The sequence below is a fragment of the Streptomyces sp. JN8 genome, assembly GCF_055808075.1.
Window position 1 is genome coordinate 5,843,868 of the sequence record NZ_CM147852.1, and the last position, 16,871, is coordinate 5,860,738.

The following is a 16,871-nucleotide window of genomic DNA, read 5'->3' on the forward strand; positions in this document are numbered from 1 at the left end:
GGACCCATGTCCGACGCCAAGGCCCCCGACGCCTCCCGCCGCAGCGAGCGCTCGCGCCGCGCCATCTTCGACGCCGCCCTCGCCCTCGTCTCCGAGACCGGCTACGCGAAGACCACCATCGAGGGCATCGCCGCCCGCGCCGGAGTGGGCAAGCAGACCATCTACCGCTGGTGGCCCTCCAAGGCCGCCGTCCTCCTCGACGCCTTCCTCGACCTCGCCGCCCGCGCCAACGAGGCCGTTCGGCATGAGGACGCCCACGGCGGGGAGGGGGAGGCCGGGATCCCCGACACCGGCGACCTCGCCGCCGACCTCCGGTACGTCCTGCGCGCCACCGTCGACGAGATGAACGACCCCGCCTTCGACGCGCCCAGCCGCGCCCTCGCCGCCGAGAGCATCGTCGACCCGGAGCTCGGCGCCCGCTTCACCGAGGCCCTCCTCGAACCGCAGCTCCAGTACTACGCCCGCCGGATCACGGCGGCCCAGGCGGCCGGCGACGTCGACCCCGGCGTCGACCCCCGCATCGCCCTCGAACTCCTCGTCGGACCGCTCCACCACCGCTGGCTCCACCGCACCCTGCCGCTCACCCACGCCTACGCCGACACCCTCGTCGACCTCGCCCTGCGCGGCCTCGCGCCGAGGGACTGAGACATCCGTCGCACACCGGTTCCACCCCCCGGTTCCGCACTCCGGTCACCCAGGGCGCAGGATGGTGGGACCATGGGCAGAGCCGAACGGGCGAGCATGAGGTGTGAGGGGATAGATGGGCGACGGGATCGGCCGCTACCGCGGCACGGAGAGCAAACTCGCGCAGTGGCTGCGCAGGCGTCCCAAACGCACCGCGGCCGACGACGAGAACGACCGCGAGACGCTGCTCCTGGCCGTCGCCGCCGCCGGGCTGCCCCTCGCCCCCGCCGCGTACCCCGTCGGCTACAGCTGTTCCTGTGAGCGGATCGGCTGTCCCACCCCCGCCCGGCACCCCGTCTCCTTCGCCTGGCAGACGCAGTCGACCACCGACCGCGGCCAGATCGAGCGCTGGGCCCGCAACGAGCCCGAGGCGAACTTCATCACCGCCACCGGCATGGTCCACGACGTCCTCGACGTACCGCTCGCCGCCGGCCGCGCCGCCCTGGAGCGCCTCCTGGCGGAGGGTGTCGAGGTCGGGCCGGTCGCCGAGTCGTCCGACGCCGACCCGGCCGGCGGCCGGATGCTCTTCTTCACCGCCACCCGCGGCACCCCCGAGGACGAGGACGAGTGGTGGCCGTGCGAGCTCGACTGCCACCCCGAGACGATGGACGAGCACCCGGGGCTGCGCTGGCACTGCCGCGGCAGCTACGTCCTCGTCCCGCCGGCCCGGCTTCCCGGTGACGAGAGCGCCCATCCGGTCGTGGCCTGGCTGCGCGGCCCCGAGCATCCGCTGCCCGATCCGCTGAACCTCCTGGAGACCCTCCAGGACGCCTGCGCCCGCCACGCGGCCGCGCGCGAGGCGGAGGGCGACGGGGAGCACACGGCCCACGAGATCGCCTGGCCGCTGACCCGCTGACCCGCGTCCCCGCTGACCCGCGTCCGTCGCGGGCCGCCGCCCCCGGTGGGCGGAGCGGGCGGACCCGTGCGCGGCCGGCGGGCCGCTACGAGCCCTGCGCGCCCACCACGCCCTGGAGCCGGGCCTTGAACGTCACCGCGTCGCGTTCGGCGCCGGCCGGCTTGACCAGGACCGCCTGGTTGGAGACCCACTCTTTGGTGACCGTGTTCCGCACCTCGCCGGTCAGCAGCGCCTTGATGTCGGGGTCGACCTTGGGACGGTAGCCCGCGGCCGCCGTCTGCCGCTCGAAGAACCGCGTCGCGAAGAACACGAACGCGCCGCCCTCCTTGGTCCGCAGCCCCAGCGGGGCGAAGTCGCCGCCGTCCGCGACCCGGTCGAGGTACTGGGTGGCGAGCCCCGGGCGCTTCGCGCCCTTCTCCCGCTGCTCCCGCAGCAGCGTCGTGTGCGGTCCCGCCGCGAACGGCCCCCGCCGCCCGCTCTCCAGGAAGGCGACGTACGCCTTGCCGAGGTCCCCGGGAGCGACCGCGAGGCCGTCGCCGTCCCGGGCGACCGGCACCGCGTACCCGTCCTCCTCGGCGAACTCGGGCACCTGGGACGGGCCGAGGATCACCAGGTGGGCGACCTCCCACAGCTGCTCGGGGCCGTTGCGCACGAAGACGAGGAGCCACCGCTGGTCGCCCGAGCCCCCGTCGGTGTCCAGACTGGGGTCGGTGTCCGCGAGGAACCAGCGCGGCCAGCCCGCCTTCCGGGGCAGCACGAAGCGCGCGTCCGAGAGTTCGAGGGGGCGGTGGTTCGGATTGGTCCCGGGCGAGGTGACCGCCCGGGCGCGCAGACCCGCCTGGTTGATCTCGCCCAGCGGGCCGGTGACCCGTCCCGCGTCCAGCGCCGGATCGTGGGCCTTGTCGGCCGCGTTGTAGGCGGCCGTGAAGTCGGCGAGGGCCTGCGCCGCCTCGGCCCGGGTGGCCGGCGGCAGCAGGGCCAGCTCGCCGTGCACGGTGACGCAGCCGCTCGCGGTCAGCGCGAGGACGGTCGCGGCCGCCGTCGCGGAGAGGAGGCGTACGGGCCGCGCGGGGCGCCGGGCCCCGGCGGGTGTGGTGGACCGTCCTGCCGACGACCGCTCAAGCGGTCGTCCCGGCGCTCGCCTCAGCGTCAGCCTTCTCATCGGTCGCCTTCTGCTTCTTCACCCGCGTGGACGGACCCGACCCTATCGGGGCGAGGAACAGCGCGAGCGTCGGGACCAGATACAGCGCCCACACCGTGACCTGAAGGACCGTCGGGTTCGGCTGGAAGTTGAAGACGCCCTTGAGGAGGGTGCCGTACCAGCTGTCCGGCGGGATCGTCGCCGAGATGTCGAAGGCCTTGTCGGCGAGGCCGGACAGGAAGCGGGCCTCCTGGAGGTCGTGCACGCCGTACGCGAGGACGCCCGCCGCCACGACCACCAGCATGCCGCCGGTCCACGTGAAGAACTTCGCCAGGTTGATCCGCAGCGCGCCCCGGTAGAACAGCCAGCCGAGGAGCACCGCCGTGAGCAGCCCGAGGAGGACCCCGGCCAGCGGCGCGAAGGTGCCGTCCGAGGAGGCCCGGACCGACGCCCACACGAACAGCGCGGTCTCCAGGCCCTCCCGGCCCACCGCGAGGAAGGCGGTGGCGACCAGCGCGCCCGTCCCCATCCGCAGGGCCGCGTCGAGCCTGCCGTGCAGCTCGGCCTTGAGGTGCCGGGCCGTGCGCCGCATCCAGAAGACCATCCAGGTCACCAGGACGACCGCGACGATCGAGAGCGAGCCGCCCAGCAGCTCCTGCGCCTCGAAGGTCAGCTCCTGGGAGCCGAACTCCAGGCCGGCGCCGAAGGCCAGGGCCACGGCGACGGCCACGCCGATGCCGGCCCAGACCGGCTTCAGCGCGTCGCGCCGGCCGGTCTTCACCAGGTAGGCGATGAGGATGCAGACGACGAGGCTGGCTTCGAGACCCTCGCGCAGGCCGATCAGATAGTTACCGAACACGCCGGTTCCCTCCCGGGGTTGCGTGGTGTGTCACGAGAAGAGCGCCCGGCCCCACCAGTCGTCCTTGTCCCGGACGCCCGGCGGGATCGCGAAGAGCGCCGAACCCACGTGCTGGATGTACTCGTTGAGGGCGTCGGCCCGCGACAGGGAGGTCTGCACCGGGACGAAGCCGGTCCGCACGTCCTTCTGGTAGGCGAGGAAGAACAGCCCGGCCTCCAGGCGGCCGAGGCCGTCCGTGCCGTCGGTGAAGGAGTAGCCGCGCCGCAGGATCGTCGCCCCGGCGTTGGTGTCGGGATGGGCGAGCCGGACGTGGGAGTCCGGCTTCATCGCCTTCAGGAACGGCTCGTCGTGCTCCTTGGCCTTGCCCACGGGCGCGCCCTCGCGCTTGTCGCGGCCGAAGATGTCCTCCTGCTCGGCGAGCGGTGTGCGGTCCCAGGTCTCGACGTTCATCCGGATGCGGCGGGCGACCAGGTACGAGCCGCCGTCCATCCACGCCGCGGGACCCTCCGCGTCCTTGCCGGAGACCCACACGTGCCGCGCCAGCCGCTCGGTCTCGGTGCCCGCGATGTTGCGGGTGCCGTCCTTGAAACCGAAGAGGTTGCGGGGCGTCTGGGCGTCCGGGGTCGTCGAGGACGTCTTGCCGAAGCCCAGCTGCGACCAGCGGACCGCGGCCTTCCCGAAGGCGATCCGAGCCAGGTTCCGGATGGCGTGCACCGCGACCTGCGGGTCGTCGGCGCAGGCCTGGACGCAGAGGTCGCCGCCGCTGCGGGCCGGGTCCAGGTTGTCGCCGGGGAACCTGGGCAGCTCCACCAGGGCCCCGGGCCGGCGGTCCTTCAGTCCGAAGCGCCCGTCGAAGAGGGAGGGCCCGAAGCCGATCGTGAGGGTGAGGCGGGAGGGCTTGAGGCCGAGCGCCTCGCCGGTGTCGTCCGGCGGCGCCTCCGGGAGGCCCCCGTAGGCGCCCTCGCCGACCTCGGCGCCGGCCGTCATCCGCTCGGCCGCCCGCGTCCAGTCCTGGAGGAGCTGGACCAGTTCGGCGCGGTCGGTGGTCGTCACGTCGAAGGCCGCGAAGTGCAGCCGGTCCTGCACGGCGGTCGCGATGCCGGCCTGGTGCGTGCCGTGGAAGGGCACGGCCGCCCCGCTGTCGGCGACCGGGACGGGGGAGTCCCCGTCCCCGGTCAGCAGGGCGGCGGCACCGCCCGCGGCGGCGGCGCCGAGCGCGAGCCCGGCACCGCCCCAGCCGATGACCGTACGGCGGGAGGGCGCGGCGGCCCCGGCCGCCTGCTGCTCCCGGCTCTCCTCGGACATGTCCCTCTCCCCGTCCCTGTCGGTCCGACGACTACTTGACGACGGCGGCGGCGAGCTTGGAGAGCGGCTCGGCGAGCGCGTTGACGCCGTCGGAGAGCTCCTTGCGCTCGGGCTTGCCGACCTTGTCGTACGAGGTGAAGTCGTAGCCGGTCTTGTCCGCGCGGTACTCGTCGAGCAGCGTGTTCAGCGCGGCGAACCGCTTCTCCAGGTCGGTGACGAGCTTCGGGTCGTTCTTGGCGGCGACCGGCTTGAGCAGGTCGAAGGACTTCTGGGCGCCCTCGACGTTCGCCTTGAAGTCGACGAGGTCGGTGTGGGAGTAGCGCTCCTCCTCACCGGTGACCTTGCCGCTGGCGACCTCGTCGAGGAGCTCCTTGGCGCCGTTGGCCATGGAGGTGGGGGTGATCTCGGCCTTGCCGACGCGCTTGACCCAGTCCGCGAGGTCCTTGTCGAGGAGGCCGGCGAGCTGCTTCTCGCGCTCGCCGATCTTCTTGTCCTGCCAGAGGGCCTTCTCCAGGCGGTGCCAGCCGGTCCAGTCGGTGGCCGGGTCCTGGCCCTCCTCCAGGCCGTCCTCGCGGACGTCGACCTTGGGGTCGATGTCGCCGAAGGACTCGGCGACCGGCTCGGTGCGCTCCCAGCCGATGCGGGAGGCGGCGTAGGCCTTCTTGGCGGCCTCGACGTCGCCGGCGCGGACGGCGTCGGTGAAGACCTTGACCTTGGGGAGGGTGGCGTCGGCCTGTGCCTGGACGTACTGGCGGTAGGCGGCGACGGCGGCGTCCATCTCGGGGGAGCGGGTGGCGCCCGCGGCGCCGCCGGTGGCCTTGACCTGCCGGCGTATGCCGTCGCCGACCATGCCGGGCTTGCAGGCGATGGCGTAGTCGCCGGACTTGATCTCGGCGGTGATGGTGGCCTTGGTGCCGGGGCCGATGTTCTCGCGCTCGGTGACGATCCGGTCGTCCGGGTAGAGGACGTAGACCTCGGTGACCTTGGAGCCGCGGTTCTCGACGGCGAGCTTCAGGTGGCCGGCCGGGAACTCCTTCTTCGAGACCTCGCAGGAGTCGTCCTTGGCGACCACGGTGATCGTGCCGTCGTCCGCCTTCGCGTCGCTCTTCTCGGTGCAGCCGGTGACGGCGGCCAGGGCCGCCGCGGTCGCGGCGGCGGTGACGACGGACAGGCGGACGGCTCGCATGGGGACTCCAGAAACGCGGGGGACGGGGCTGAGGCGGACCTAACTTAACCGAGGCTTACCTCAGCCATACCCGGCCGTCCAGTGATTCGGCTCTCAGATCCGACACCCCGGACACGGAGGGATCACAGGGGCTCCATGAGCTGCTCATGGAGTGGTCAAGGGCCGGTCAAGGAGGGTGGATCATCGCTTTCGCCCGTCCGGTGACTCCGCTTGGGCACGACGAGCGGGACGCCGGTCCGCGTGGCGGCCGGCGCGGGCGTCGTCGTCGCGGTGCGCCGGCGCGCGACGGGTTCCTGATCCACCACCCCCACCAGGCAGGGCCGCCCCCGAATCTCCGGGTGCGGCCCTGCCGCCTTCCCCCGGGTGGTTCAATTTCCGCCATGAACACCGTGCCCACCGCCGCCACCGACATCGACGTCCTGCGGGTCTTCTGCGCGGCCGACGGCCGGCACGGCAACGCCCTCGGGGTCGTGCGGGACGCCCGTAGCCACCCCGACGAGGCCTCCCGGCAGGCGCTCGCCAAGGAACTCGGCTTCAGCGAGACCGTGTTCGTCGACGATCCGGAGCGCGGGATCGTCGACATCTACACGCCCGGCCTGCGACTGCCCTTCGCCGGACACCCGCTGGTCGGCGCCGCCTGGCTGCTCGACCTGGAGGTCGTCGTGCCGCCCGCGGGCGAGGTGTGGGTGCGCGGCGACGGGGAGTTCACCTGGATCGAGGCGCGCGCCGAGTGGGCGCCGCCGCGGACCCTCCGCCGGTACGGCTCCGCCGCCGAGGTGGACGCACTCGACGTGCCCGAGCCGGGCGCTGGGGCATCCCCTGGACGGAGTCCTTGGGGAGGGATCTACGCCTGGGCCTGGGAGGAGGAGGCCGCGGGCCGGATCAGGGCGCGCGCGTTCCCGGGCCGGGGCGACGGCATCGACGAGGACGAGGCGACCGGCGCGGCGGCGCTGCTGCTCACGGCGGAGCTGGGACGGGCCCTGAACATCACGCAGGGCCGGGGTTCGCAGCTGCTCACCGCCCCCGGCCCTGACGGCATCGTGGAACTCGGCGGACGGGTCCGCCTGGAGGGCACGCTGACGCGCTGACGCGCCGACGCGGTCCCGTGCGGGGCCCGAGGGCCCCCGCCGGCTCAGGCGCTGAGCGAGAACTCCCCGCCCAGCTGCTGGAAGACCGCGCTGTTGAAGGCGAACGCGCGCTTGCACTCGTCGACGATCCGCTGCTTCTCCAGGTCGTCGGCGTTCACCCCGTCGAGCAGCTCCCGGTAGGCCCGCTTGAAGGCGGCCGGGTTGCCGATCGTGTCGAACACGTAGAAGCGGACGCCGTCGCCCTTGCGCGCGAAGCCCCACGTCCGCTCGGCCTTGTCGCGGATGATCTGCCCGCCCGACAGGTCGCCGAGGTAGCGCGTGTAGTGGTGGGCCACGTACCCCGCGGGCCAGTCGCGGGCGCACTCGGCGACCCGCTCGGCGTACGCGACGGTGGCGGGCAGCGGGGAGACCCCGGCGCGCCACTCGGGGCCGCGCAGGTGGGCGAGGTCCTGCTCCAGGGCGGCCGTGCGGAACAGCTCGGGCTGTATGAACGGTCCGGCGACCGGGTCCGTGCGCAGGGCCTCCGCGCCGTCCTCCAGGGCGCGGTACACGAACCAGAGCTGCTCGGTGTAGCGCGCGTAGGCGTCGACGCCGAGTCGGCCGCCCAGGAGGTCGCCCATGAAGGACGACGTCTCCGCCTCCGTGTGCTGCTCGTGCGAGGCCGTACGGATGAGCGTGGAGAAGGGCGTGTCCAAGGCGTGCCTCCGGGACCGATGGGACGGGAACCAGTGACGATCCTGCCGAGTTAGGCTTACCTAAGTCAACTGGTTCCCGACGTCCTGTCGGTAAAAACGGTACCCAATCGCGGGTCGGGGGCAACGTCCGGAGGGGGAGCGCACGCGAATCGGCGCGAACCCGTCCGGGGTCCGCGCCGATTCGAGGGGGTCTGTGCCGGTTCAGGGCAGGGTGAGGATCTCCGCCCCGGTCTCCGTCACGACGAGCGTGTGCTCGAACTGCGCGGTCCGCTTGCGGTCCTTGGTCACGACCGTCCAGCCGTCGTCCCACATGTCGTAGTCGTGGGTGCCGAGCGTCAGCATCGGCTCGATGGTGAAGGTCATGCCCGTCTTGATCTCGGTGGTGTGGTGGGGCGAGTCGTAGTGCGGGACGATCAGGCCGGAGTGGAACGACGAGTTGATGCCGTGCCCGGTGAAGTCGCGCACGACGCCGTAGCCGAAGCGCTTCGCGTAGGACTCGATGACCCGCCCGATGACGTTGATCTGCCGGCCCGGCCTGACGGCCTTGACGGCCCGGTTCAGGGCCTCCCGGGTCCGCTCCACGAGCAGGCGCGACTCCTCGTCGACGTCGCCGCAGAGGTAGGTGGCGTTGTTGTCGCCGTGGACGCCGTTGATGTACGCCGTGACGTCGAGGTTCACGATGTCGCCGTCCCGCAGGACGGTGGAGTCCGGGATGCCGTGGCAGATGACCTCGTTGATCGAGGCGCACAGCGACTTGGGGAAGCCGCGGTAGCCGAGCGTGGACGGGTAGGCGCCGTGGTCGCACATGTACGCGTGCGCGACCCGGTCGAGTTCGTCGGTGGTGACACCCGGGGCGATGTGCTTGGCGGCCTCCCCCATCGCCTGCGCGGCGATGCGGCCGGCGATCCGCATCCGCTCGATGGTGTCGGAGTCCTGGACCTCCGGCCCGGTGTACGGGGCCGGGGCGGGCTTCCCGACGTACTCGGGGCGGCGGATGGAGCCCGGAACGGAACGATGGGGGGAGAGCTCCCCCGGGACGAGAAGCGACTGGCCAGACATGCCAGCGAGTCTAACGACCGGGTCTTGGGGCAGCATGGTCCCAAGGGAAGGAGCCGACGACGATGGCCCTGTTCAAGAAGCGCACCGCGGGCAAACCGGGCGAGTGGTACTACTGCCTGGAGCACAAGAAGGTCGAGGAGGGCCCCGATTGCCCGGCGAAGAACCGCTTCGGCCCGTACGCCACGCGTGAGGAGGCCTCCCACGCCATGGAGACCGCCCGTGAGCGGAACCTGGAGTGGGAGACCGACCCGCGCTGGCACGACGGCGCCGGGAAGGACGGGACGCCCGAGGGCGGGAAGGACTGACGCCGGGCGCAGACCCCCGCGCGGGGGCGCCGGGACCGGCTCAGACGGTCCCGGCCGCCTCCGGCCGCTCCGCCGCGCGCTGGGCGGCCTCCTGCTGCGCCTTGCGCCGCAGCGAGTCCTCGTCCGTGTCGGAGTCGTACGTGAGCAGCTTCGGCAGGGCGAGGCAGAGCAGGCCCACCGAGGCGACGCAGGCCACGCCGCCCGTCCAGACCGCCGACCGGGTGCCGGTCCAGCCCGCCATCGCGCCCGCCCTGACCTGACCGAGCTGCGGCCCGACGCTGTACGAGAGCACCTCGATGCCCGCCAGCCGGCCGCGCAGCTCCTCGGGGATCGTCTGGTTCCAGATGGTCGAGCGCCCGAGCCCGCTCAGCATGTCCCCGGCCCCGGCGAAGGCCAGGCAGAGCAGCACCAGCCAGATGTTCCCGAACCAGCCGGCCGCCGCGATGGCCAGGCCCCAGCCCGCGGCACCTCCCGCCACGAGCAGTCCGTGCCGCCGCACCTTCGCGGTCCAGCCGCTGGTCAGACCGAGGACCAGCGAGCCGACCGAGCCCGCCGCGTACATCAGGCCCAGCGACCAGTCCGCGTCCAGCTCGTCCGCGAGGAACGGGAAGATCGTGTTCGGGAAGGCGAAGAACATCGCCGCGAGGTCGACCGCGTACGTGCCGAGCAGCACCGGCCGCGACCAGGCGTACCGCGCGCCCTCCGCGATGCCCCGCAGCGAGGGCTTCTCCGCGTCGTGGGCCGGCGGGGCGGGGGAGAGCCGGCGGCACATCAGGACCGAGACCGCGAAACCGGCGATCGTGACCCCGTACGCGGGCGCGTGACCGGCGTACGCCACGACCAGGCCCGCGATCGACGGGCCCGCGATCGCGCCGATCTGCCACCGCAGGGAGTTCAGCGCGGCGGCCGCGGTCTGGTGCCGGTGCGGCACGATCCGGGCGAACAGCGAGTCGAGCGCGGGACGCTGGAGCCCCGCCAGCGCCGAGACGCCGGCCGCGACCACGTACAGCGGCCAGAGCATCGGCTCCGGCAGCAGCGCGTTGACCAGCAGGAGTCCCGCGAGCAGCCCGAGGCCCGCCTCGGTCCACAGGATGACCCGCCGCCGGTCGACCGCGTCGGCGAGCGCCCCGCCGTAGAGGCCGAACACGATGAGCGGCGCCAGTTCCACCGCGCCCATCGCGCCGACCGCGAGCGGCGAACCCGTCAGCTCCTTGATCTGCAGCGGCAGGGCGATCATCGCCATCGCACTGCTGAAGAAGGTCACGAGCCCCTGGACCCAGAGGAGGCGGAAGTCGCGGGACTCGCGCCAGGGGGCGGTGTCGGGCAGCAGGGCTGAGATCTTGGAGACCTTGGAGAACACAGAACGCACAGAGGACACGAAGGGTCATGCTCCGGCCATAGGGTGCCGAAGGCAACTTCATTTGCCCGCCCCGGCGCCCCGGCGCCCCGGCGCCCCGGCGCCCCGGCGCCCCGGCGCCCCGGCGCCCCGGCGCCCCGGCGCCCCGGCGCCCCGGCGCCCCGGCGCCCCGGCGCCACGGCGCCCCGACAGCCCTGGCACGCCCCCCACCGCCGGGGGCGGCCCCCCGACGGTGGTCCCGCCGGGGGCGGCCCCCCGACGGGCGTCCGCGCCCCGAATCCCGCCCCGGCGCCTACCAGCGGGCCGGCGGCGGCGCCGTCAGCCGGTCCGCGAGCCCCGACAGCCGGTCGCGGAACCGGCGGTTCCCACGCGCCGACGGCAGGCTGTTCTCCCCGGCCGCCGCGCTCACCAGGTGCTGCACCGTGTCCAGGTCGACCTCCGACCCCGCCGCCACCGTGAGCGTCTCGTGGGCCAGCCCGCGCACCTCCTCGTCGCCCCCGTCCAGCGAGAGCACCGTCGCCCCCGCCCGGCGGGCGTCGTGCACCCGCTGGAGCAGCCCCGCGTCCGGCCGGTCCGGCGCCACCATCAGCAGCGTCGCCCCCCGCCCCGCGCCCTCCAGGCGGCCGAGCCCCACGGCCAGGTGCGCCGGATCCCCCGGCCGCACCCGGTGCCGGACCAGCGTCGGCGCCAGCTCCGGGATCCCCGACCAGGTCGACTCGTCGACCAGATGGGCCGCCAGGTGCCAGGGCTCGTACTCCTCCGTGCCGACCAGCAGCAGCCCGCCCCGGTGCGGGACGACCGAGGACCGGAGCGCGCCCGCGAACCGCCGGGCCGCCCGCGGCCACTCCGTCCCGGCGAGGACCTCCCGCAGCAACGCGACCCGTACGGCATCCATGCCCCGCATCCTGGACCCGACGGGGGCGCGCGCGGGGCCGGTCGCGCCCGATTCACCCGTACGGGAGCCGCCCCGGCGGCGCCGACCGCTCGGTAGGGTCGGGCCCATGACTTCCTCGACCCCCAGCACCCCCGCGGCCAAGGCCGCCCCCAAGGACCCGTGGGACCTCCCCGACGTCTCCGGCCTCGTCGTCGGCGTCCTCGGCGGCACCGGTGACCAGGGCCGCGGCCTCGCGTACCGGCTCGCCAAGGCCGGACAGCAGGTGATCATCGGCTCCCGCGCCGCCGACCGCGCCCGGCAGGCCGCCGAGGAGATCGGCCACGGCGTCGAGGGCGCCGACAACGCCGACTGCGCCCGCCGCAGCGACATCGTGATCGTCGCCGTGCCGTGGGACGGACACGCCAAGACCCTGGAGTCGCTGCGCGAGGAGCTCGCGGGCAAGCTCGTCGTCGACTGCGTCAACCCGCTCGGCTTCGACAAGAAGGGCGCCTTCGCGCTCAAGCCCGAGGAGGGCTCCGCCGCCGAGCAGGCCGCCGCGCTCCTCCCGGACTCCCGCGTCGCCGCCGCCTTCCACCACCTCTCCGCGGTCCTCCTCCAGGACGCCTCCCTGGACGAGATCGACACCGACGTGATGGTCCTCGGCGAGGAGCGCGCCGACGTCGAGATCGTCCAGGCCCTCGCCGGCCGCATCCCCGGCATGCGCGGTGTCTTCGCCGGCCGCCTGCGCAACGCCCACCAGGTCGAGTCGCTCGTCGCCAACCTGATCTCCGTCAACCGCCGCTACAAGGCGCACGCCGGGCTCCGCGTCACCGACGTGTGAGCCGTCTCCCGGCACGACCTCCGAGCCGGTCCCGGCCGGACGGCGGGCATGGGGGACACTGGACGGGCACAGCAGCCGTACCCGGACAGGAGCCGACCCCCATGCCCCGCCTCGCCCTCTACGCCCTCGTGGTCTGCGCCCTGGCCGTCGCCGCGGCCGTCGTCTCCTTCGTCGAGGGCAGCTTCCTCGGCGTCGTCTGGGTCCTCATCGCGGGCCTCTCCTCCAACATGGCCTGGTACTACGTCCGCCGCGCCAAGGTCGAGAAGGCCGCCGCCGAGGCGTAGTCGATCGCGCGGACCGGCCCCCCGGGACCGGTCCCGCGGACCGGCCCCGCCGCGGCGGCCCGGCGTCAGACCTGGCAGAACTCCGGCGTCTCCTGCCAGAACCGGAACAGCTGCGAACCGCAGTAGCGGGACAGCTCCGGCACACCGAGCGACCGCATCAGCGCGTCGATCGCGTCGAAGAAGCCGTCGTTGACCGCCGGCACGAACAGCAGCGCGATCACGATGAAGAAGCCGTACGGCGCGTACGGCGCGATCTGCCGCTTCACCTTGTACGACAGCCAGGGCTCCACGATCCCGTACCCGTCGAGGCCCGGCACCGGCAGCAGGTTCAGCAGCGCCGCGGTCACCTGGAGGAACGCCAGGAAGGCCAGCGCGTACTGGAAGGCCGTCGGGACGCCGTCGAGCGCCCCCAGCCAGAACGGGGCCGTGCAGACCAGCGCGAACAGCACGTTCGCCAGCGGGCCCGCCGCCGAGATCAGGCTGTGCTTCCAGCGCCCGTTGATCCGGCCCTGCTCGATGAAGACGGCGCCGCCGGGCAGACCGATCCCGCCCATGATCACGAACAGCACCGGCAGGACGATGCTGAGGACGGCGTGCGTGTACGCCAGCGGGTTCAGGGTCAGATAGCCCTTCGCCCCGACCGTGATGTCACCGCCGTGCAGCGCCGTACGGGCGTGCGCGTACTCGTGCAGGCAGAGCGACACCACCCACGCCGAGGTCACGAAGAGGAAGACCGCCAGGCCGGGCAGGGCGGCGAAGTCCGTCCACACCGCCCAGCCGGTCACGGCCATGACGGCGAGGATCGCCAGGAAGACGGGGCTGATCCGCCGCTCGTGGCGCCGGTCGGTGGCCGTGGTCATCGCGGGAGCTCCCAGGGGACGGAGGTGGCACCCTTCGGTGCCCGACGTGCGGGAAACGTACCGGGTGACGGGCCGAGTTCCGGAGACGGGGCCCCACTCGCGGAGAATGGGCCCGTGCACTACTGCGTCCTCGGCCCGACCCTCGCCCGCACCCCCGACGGCACCGACGTGGCCGTCGGCGGCCCGCGGGTCCGTGCGCTGCTCACCGTCCTCGCCCTGCGGGCCGGCCGGACGGTGCCCGTACCGGACCTCGTCGACGAGGTGTGGCACGGCGACCAGCCGCCCGCCGACGCCGTCGCCGCGCTCCAGGCCCTCGTCGGACGGCTCCGCAAGGCCCTCGGCCGCGACCGGATCGTCTCCGCCGAAGGCGGCTACCGGCTCGACGCCCGCCCCGAGGACGTGGACGCCCGCCGCTTCGAGCGGCTGGCCGCCGAGGGCGTGGCCGCACTCGGCGCGGGGGACCCGGCGCGGGCCGCCGGCCTCCTCGACGAGGCCCTCGGGCTCTGGCGCGGGCCCGCCCTCGCCGACCTGCCCGACCGGGAGACGGAGGCCCCCCGCTGGGAGGCCCGCCGCCTCGACGCCCGCCGCGCCGCGCTCGACGCCGCCCTCGGACTGGGCGAGGCGGCCGCGGCCCTCCCCGAACTCACCGCCCTCTGCACGGCCCACCCCCTGGACGAGACCCTCCAGGCCCTGCGGATCCGGGCCCTGCGCGACACCGGACGCGCGGCCGAGGCCCTCGCCGCGTACGAGACGGTCCGCCGCGCGCTCGCCACCCGCCTCGGCACCGACCCGTCGCCCGCGCTGCGCGCCCTCCACGCGGAGCTGCTCGCGGGGCCGCGGAGGCCGGAACCCGCCCCGGAGCCCCGGAAGGAGCAGCGCCCGGCGCGGCGCGAGGAGCCCTCCGCCCGGGGCAACCTGCGTGCCCGGCTCACCAGCTTCGTCGGCCGCGACGAGGAGATCGCCGCCCTCCGCGACGACCTGCGCACCGCCCGCCTCGTCACCCTGCTGGGGCCCGGCGGCGCCGGGAAGACCCGGCTCTCGCAGGAGGCCGCCGAGCGCGCCGCCGAGGCGTGGCCGGACGGGGTCTGGGTCGCCGAACTCGCGCCCGTCACGGACCCCGAGGCCGTCCCCGAGGCGGTCCTCGCGGCCGTCGGCGCCCGCGAGACCGTCCTGCGGGGCGCGGGAGCCGAGGAGCTCCGAGCCGGCGACGACCCGCTCTCCCGGCTCGTCGAGCACTGCTCGGGGCGCCGCCTCCTGATCCTCCTCGACAACTGCGAGCACGTGGTGGCCGCCGCCGCCGCGCTGGCCGAGACCCTGCTCGCCCGCTGCCCGGGACTCCGGGTCCTCGCGACCAGCCGCGAGCCGCTGGGAGTGCCGGGGGAGCTGGTACGGCCCCTGGGCCCGCTGCCCGCGGGCATGGCGCTGCGCCTGCTCGACGAGCGGGGCGCGGCGGCGCGGCCGGGGTTCACCGTGGGCGAGGACCCCGGGGCGGCGGAGGAGATCTGCCGCCGTCTCGACGGCCTGCCGCTGGCGATCGAGCTGGCCGCGGCCCGGCTGCGGATGCTGACGCCACGGCAGATCGCGGACCGGCTCGACGACCGGTTCCGGCTGCTGACGTCGGGCGCGCGGACGGTGCTGCCGCGGCAGCAGACGCTGCGGGCGGTGGTCGACTGGTCGTGGGACCTGCTCGACGGGGTCGAGCGCGCGGTGCTGCGACGGCTCGCGGTCTTCACGGGCGGCTGTGATCTGGCGGCGGCCGAGGCGGTCTGCACGGACGACGGGACGGACGGGGCGCTCGACGTCCTGGACCTGCTGGGGACGCTCGTCGACAAGTCGCTCGTGGTGGCGGCCCCGGGGGACGAGGGGATGCGCTTCCACCTCCTGGAGACCGTGGCGGAGTACGCGGGGGAGCGGCTCGACGAGGCCGGGGAGCGGGCGGCGGTCGAACGGCGCCATCTGACGTACTACCGGGAGCTCGCCCGCCGTACCGATCCCGAGCTCCGCGGCTCCGCCCAGGTCGAGGCCGTCGCCCGCTTCGGGCGCGAGTACGGCAACCTCCGCACCGCCCTGCGCCGGGCCGTCGACGCCCGCGCCGAGGACGAGGCCCTCGTCCTCGTCCACTCCCTGCTCTGGTACTGGCAGATGCGCGACCTGCGGACCGACGCCCTGTCCTGGGCCCGGGCGGTCGCGGCCCTCGGCCCCGACCCGTTCACCCCGCCCGCCGCCCCCGTCGTCCCCCTGCACGAGCCGTGCACGGCCGCCCCGCCGCCGCTCTCCGAGGAGCAGCGCTGGGAGGCCCGGCGCGGCGTGCGGCTCGTCGAGCTCCTCAACATGGACCACGACACCGGGCGGTGGACCACCCCCGAGGGCGTCCGCCGGCTGCGCGAGATGACCGGCGTCTACTCGCCCGGCCTGCCCCAGACCTGCCGGCTGCCCGGTTCCTTCGGCGTCTTCGCGGTCCTCATGATCGGCGAAGCGGGCCGGCTGCGCGAGCTGCTCGACGCGACCGTCGACGCCTGCCGCCTCTACGGCTACGACTGGGAGCTCGCCAACGCGCTCCAGCTGCGGGCCAACATGCTCGCCAACCGGGGCGACCGGGCCGTCGAGGCGATCGCCGACGCCGACGAGAGCCTGGCCGTCTTCGAGCGCCTCGGTGACTCCTGGGGCGCCGCCGAGGCGCTCTCCTCCCGCGCGGAGGCCCAGGAGCGGCGGCTCTCGTTCGAGGGCGCGGCGGCGGACTTCGAGGCCGCCATCGGCCACGCGGAACGGATCGGCGCCCAGGCGCAGACGGCGCTCCTGCGCGCCCGGTACGCCGGCACGCTCGTCGAGACCGGGCGGCTCGACGAGGGCGAGGCCATCCTGCGCGAGATCGTGGACGCCGGCCACCTCTGGGGTCATGAACCCCTGCTCGGCGCCCGCATCTTCCTCTCCCTCGCGCTCGGCCGCAGCGGTCGTACCGCCGAGGCCCGCGAGCACCTGCACGCGCTGCGGGGGGAGTTCGGATCCGAGACGCTCTCCATCTTCGAGGGCTTCACGCTCGGCAGCCTGGGCTGGCTCGACGACCTCGACGGACGGTACGACTCCGCTCTCGCCTTCGCCTCGGAGGCGTACCGGAGGTCCCTCGGCGCGCTGTCGATGATGGTCGCCCCCCAGATGCCCGGGGTCCATCTGGTCGTCGCGGCCTGGGCGCTGGCCGGGCTCGGCGGACCGGGGGCGCGTACCGGGGCGGTGCTGCTCGGGGCCAGGGACGCCCTGGTCCCGCCGGGGCACCTGGCCCCGCCGATGGAGCGGGAGAACCTGGCGCGGGCCTCGGACCTGTGCCGGGCCGCGCTGGGGGCCGCGGAGTTCGCGGCGGCCCACGCCGAAGGCGGCGGCCTCTCGATGGAAGAGGCCGCCGCCCTGCTCGGTCGCGCCGCCGACGCGATCAGTGAGCGCGCCGAGTCCTGAACCCCCGTGGCGCCCGTCCGTCCGGTTCCG

Annotated in this window: 16 protein-coding genes; 7 read left to right on the forward strand and 9 right to left on the reverse strand. The window is 74.3% G+C overall.

Features of this window, described 5'->3' with window-relative positions; genetic code table 11:
* The first annotated feature begins 6 nt into the window (after positions 1 to 6).
* Both ACY0MR_RS25765 and ACY0MR_RS25770 read left to right on the forward strand, forming a co-directional pair.
* Positions 7 to 645, forward strand: a complete 639-nt coding sequence (locus ACY0MR_RS25765) for a TetR/AcrR family transcriptional regulator (protein WP_473555630.1) — start codon at positions 7 to 9, stop codon at positions 643 to 645.
* 115 nt (positions 646 to 760) lie between these two features.
* The gene (locus tag ACY0MR_RS25770; RefSeq protein WP_361850166.1) at positions 761 to 1,540 is read left to right on the forward strand and encodes a bifunctional DNA primase/polymerase; all 780 of its coding nucleotides are present in this window, start codon (positions 761 to 763) and stop codon (positions 1,538 to 1,540) included.
* Positions 1,541 to 1,625: 85 nt separating this feature from the next.
* Here the strand turns inward: ACY0MR_RS25770 and ACY0MR_RS25775 are convergent, their stop codons facing one another.
* From ACY0MR_RS25775 to efeO, 4 genes are read right to left on the reverse strand one after another with little or no spacing between them, the layout of a single operon-like run.
* Positions 1,626 to 2,702: an SCO2278 family lipoprotein gene (locus ACY0MR_RS25775; protein ID WP_473555633.1), complete on the reverse strand. Its 1,077-nt coding sequence runs from the start codon at positions 2,700 to 2,702 to the stop codon at positions 1,626 to 1,628.
* Positions 2,659 to 3,540 carry an iron uptake transporter permease EfeU gene (gene efeU / locus ACY0MR_RS25780; protein ID WP_361850170.1) on the reverse strand — a complete coding sequence of 294 codons (882 nt, stop codon included), beginning with the start codon at positions 3,538 to 3,540 and terminating at the stop codon, positions 2,659 to 2,661. Before efeU ends, ACY0MR_RS25775 begins: the two co-directional genes overlap by 44 nt.
* Positions 3,541 to 3,570: 30 nt before the next feature.
* Positions 3,571 to 4,845: an iron uptake transporter deferrochelatase/peroxidase subunit gene (efeB, locus tag ACY0MR_RS25785; protein WP_388799438.1), complete on the reverse strand. Its 1,275-nt coding sequence runs from the start codon at positions 4,843 to 4,845 to the stop codon at positions 3,571 to 3,573.
* A 31-nt stretch (positions 4,846 to 4,876) separates the two neighbouring features.
* Complete coding sequence (efeO, locus tag ACY0MR_RS25790) at positions 4,877 to 6,031, reverse strand: iron uptake system protein EfeO (RefSeq protein ID WP_392863209.1); 1,155 nt, start codon at positions 6,029 to 6,031, stop codon at positions 4,877 to 4,879.
* Between the two features lie 380 nt (positions 6,032 to 6,411).
* Here efeO and ACY0MR_RS25795 point away from each other — a divergent pair, with 380 nt between their 5' ends.
* On the forward strand, positions 6,412 to 7,119 hold the full coding sequence (locus ACY0MR_RS25795) for a PhzF family phenazine biosynthesis protein (protein ID WP_473555636.1): 708 nt from the start codon (positions 6,412 to 6,414) through the stop codon (positions 7,117 to 7,119).
* Positions 7,120 to 7,163: 44 nt separating this feature from the next.
* On the opposite strand, the gene ACY0MR_RS25800 is transcribed toward ACY0MR_RS25795, so the two are convergent.
* Both ACY0MR_RS25800 and map read right to left on the reverse strand, forming a co-directional pair.
* On the reverse strand, positions 7,164 to 7,814 hold the full coding sequence (locus ACY0MR_RS25800) for a biliverdin-producing heme oxygenase (protein WP_388799456.1): 651 nt from the start codon (positions 7,812 to 7,814) through the stop codon (positions 7,164 to 7,166).
* Between the two features lie 201 nt (positions 7,815 to 8,015).
* Positions 8,016 to 8,873, reverse strand: a complete 858-nt coding sequence (gene map / locus ACY0MR_RS25805) for a type I methionyl aminopeptidase (protein WP_473555639.1) — start codon at positions 8,871 to 8,873, stop codon at positions 8,016 to 8,018.
* Positions 8,874 to 8,935: 62 nt separating this feature from the next.
* On the opposite strand from map, the gene ACY0MR_RS25810 reads away from it, so the two are divergent.
* Positions 8,936 to 9,178 (forward strand): hypothetical protein, encoded by a 243-nt coding sequence (locus ACY0MR_RS25810; protein WP_073917492.1) that lies wholly within the window; start codon positions 8,936 to 8,938, stop codon positions 9,176 to 9,178.
* Between the two features lie 40 nt (positions 9,179 to 9,218).
* On the opposite strand, the gene ACY0MR_RS25815 is transcribed toward ACY0MR_RS25810, so the two are convergent.
* Positions 9,219 to 10,547: an MFS transporter gene (locus ACY0MR_RS25815; RefSeq protein WP_473555642.1), complete on the reverse strand. Its 1,329-nt coding sequence runs from the start codon at positions 10,545 to 10,547 to the stop codon at positions 9,219 to 9,221.
* Positions 10,548 to 10,827: 280 nt separating this feature from the next.
* Positions 10,828 to 11,430 carry a hypothetical protein gene (locus ACY0MR_RS25820; RefSeq protein WP_361850182.1) on the reverse strand — a complete coding sequence of 201 codons (603 nt, stop codon included), beginning with the start codon at positions 11,428 to 11,430 and terminating at the stop codon, positions 10,828 to 10,830.
* 106 nt (positions 11,431 to 11,536) lie between these two features.
* On the opposite strand from ACY0MR_RS25820, the gene npdG reads away from it, so the two are divergent.
* Positions 11,537 to 12,250 (forward strand): NADPH-dependent F420 reductase, encoded by a 714-nt coding sequence (gene npdG / locus ACY0MR_RS25825; RefSeq protein WP_361850184.1) that lies wholly within the window; start codon positions 11,537 to 11,539, stop codon positions 12,248 to 12,250.
* 101 nt (positions 12,251 to 12,351) lie between these two features.
* Positions 12,352 to 12,534: a hypothetical protein gene (locus ACY0MR_RS25830; RefSeq protein ID WP_148004375.1), complete on the forward strand. Its 183-nt coding sequence runs from the start codon at positions 12,352 to 12,354 to the stop codon at positions 12,532 to 12,534.
* Between the two features lie 65 nt (positions 12,535 to 12,599).
* Here the strand turns inward: ACY0MR_RS25830 and ACY0MR_RS25835 are convergent, their stop codons facing one another.
* Positions 12,600 to 13,394 (reverse strand): site-2 protease family protein, encoded by a 795-nt coding sequence (locus ACY0MR_RS25835; RefSeq protein WP_404080144.1) that lies wholly within the window; start codon positions 13,392 to 13,394, stop codon positions 12,600 to 12,602.
* A gap of 114 nt (positions 13,395 to 13,508) precedes the next feature.
* On the opposite strand from ACY0MR_RS25835, the gene ACY0MR_RS25840 reads away from it, so the two are divergent.
* The gene (locus tag ACY0MR_RS25840; RefSeq protein ID WP_473555645.1) at positions 13,509 to 16,841 is read left to right on the forward strand and encodes an AfsR/SARP family transcriptional regulator; all 3,333 of its coding nucleotides are present in this window, start codon (positions 13,509 to 13,511) and stop codon (positions 16,839 to 16,841) included.
* Positions 16,842 to 16,871 lie beyond the last annotated feature (30 nt).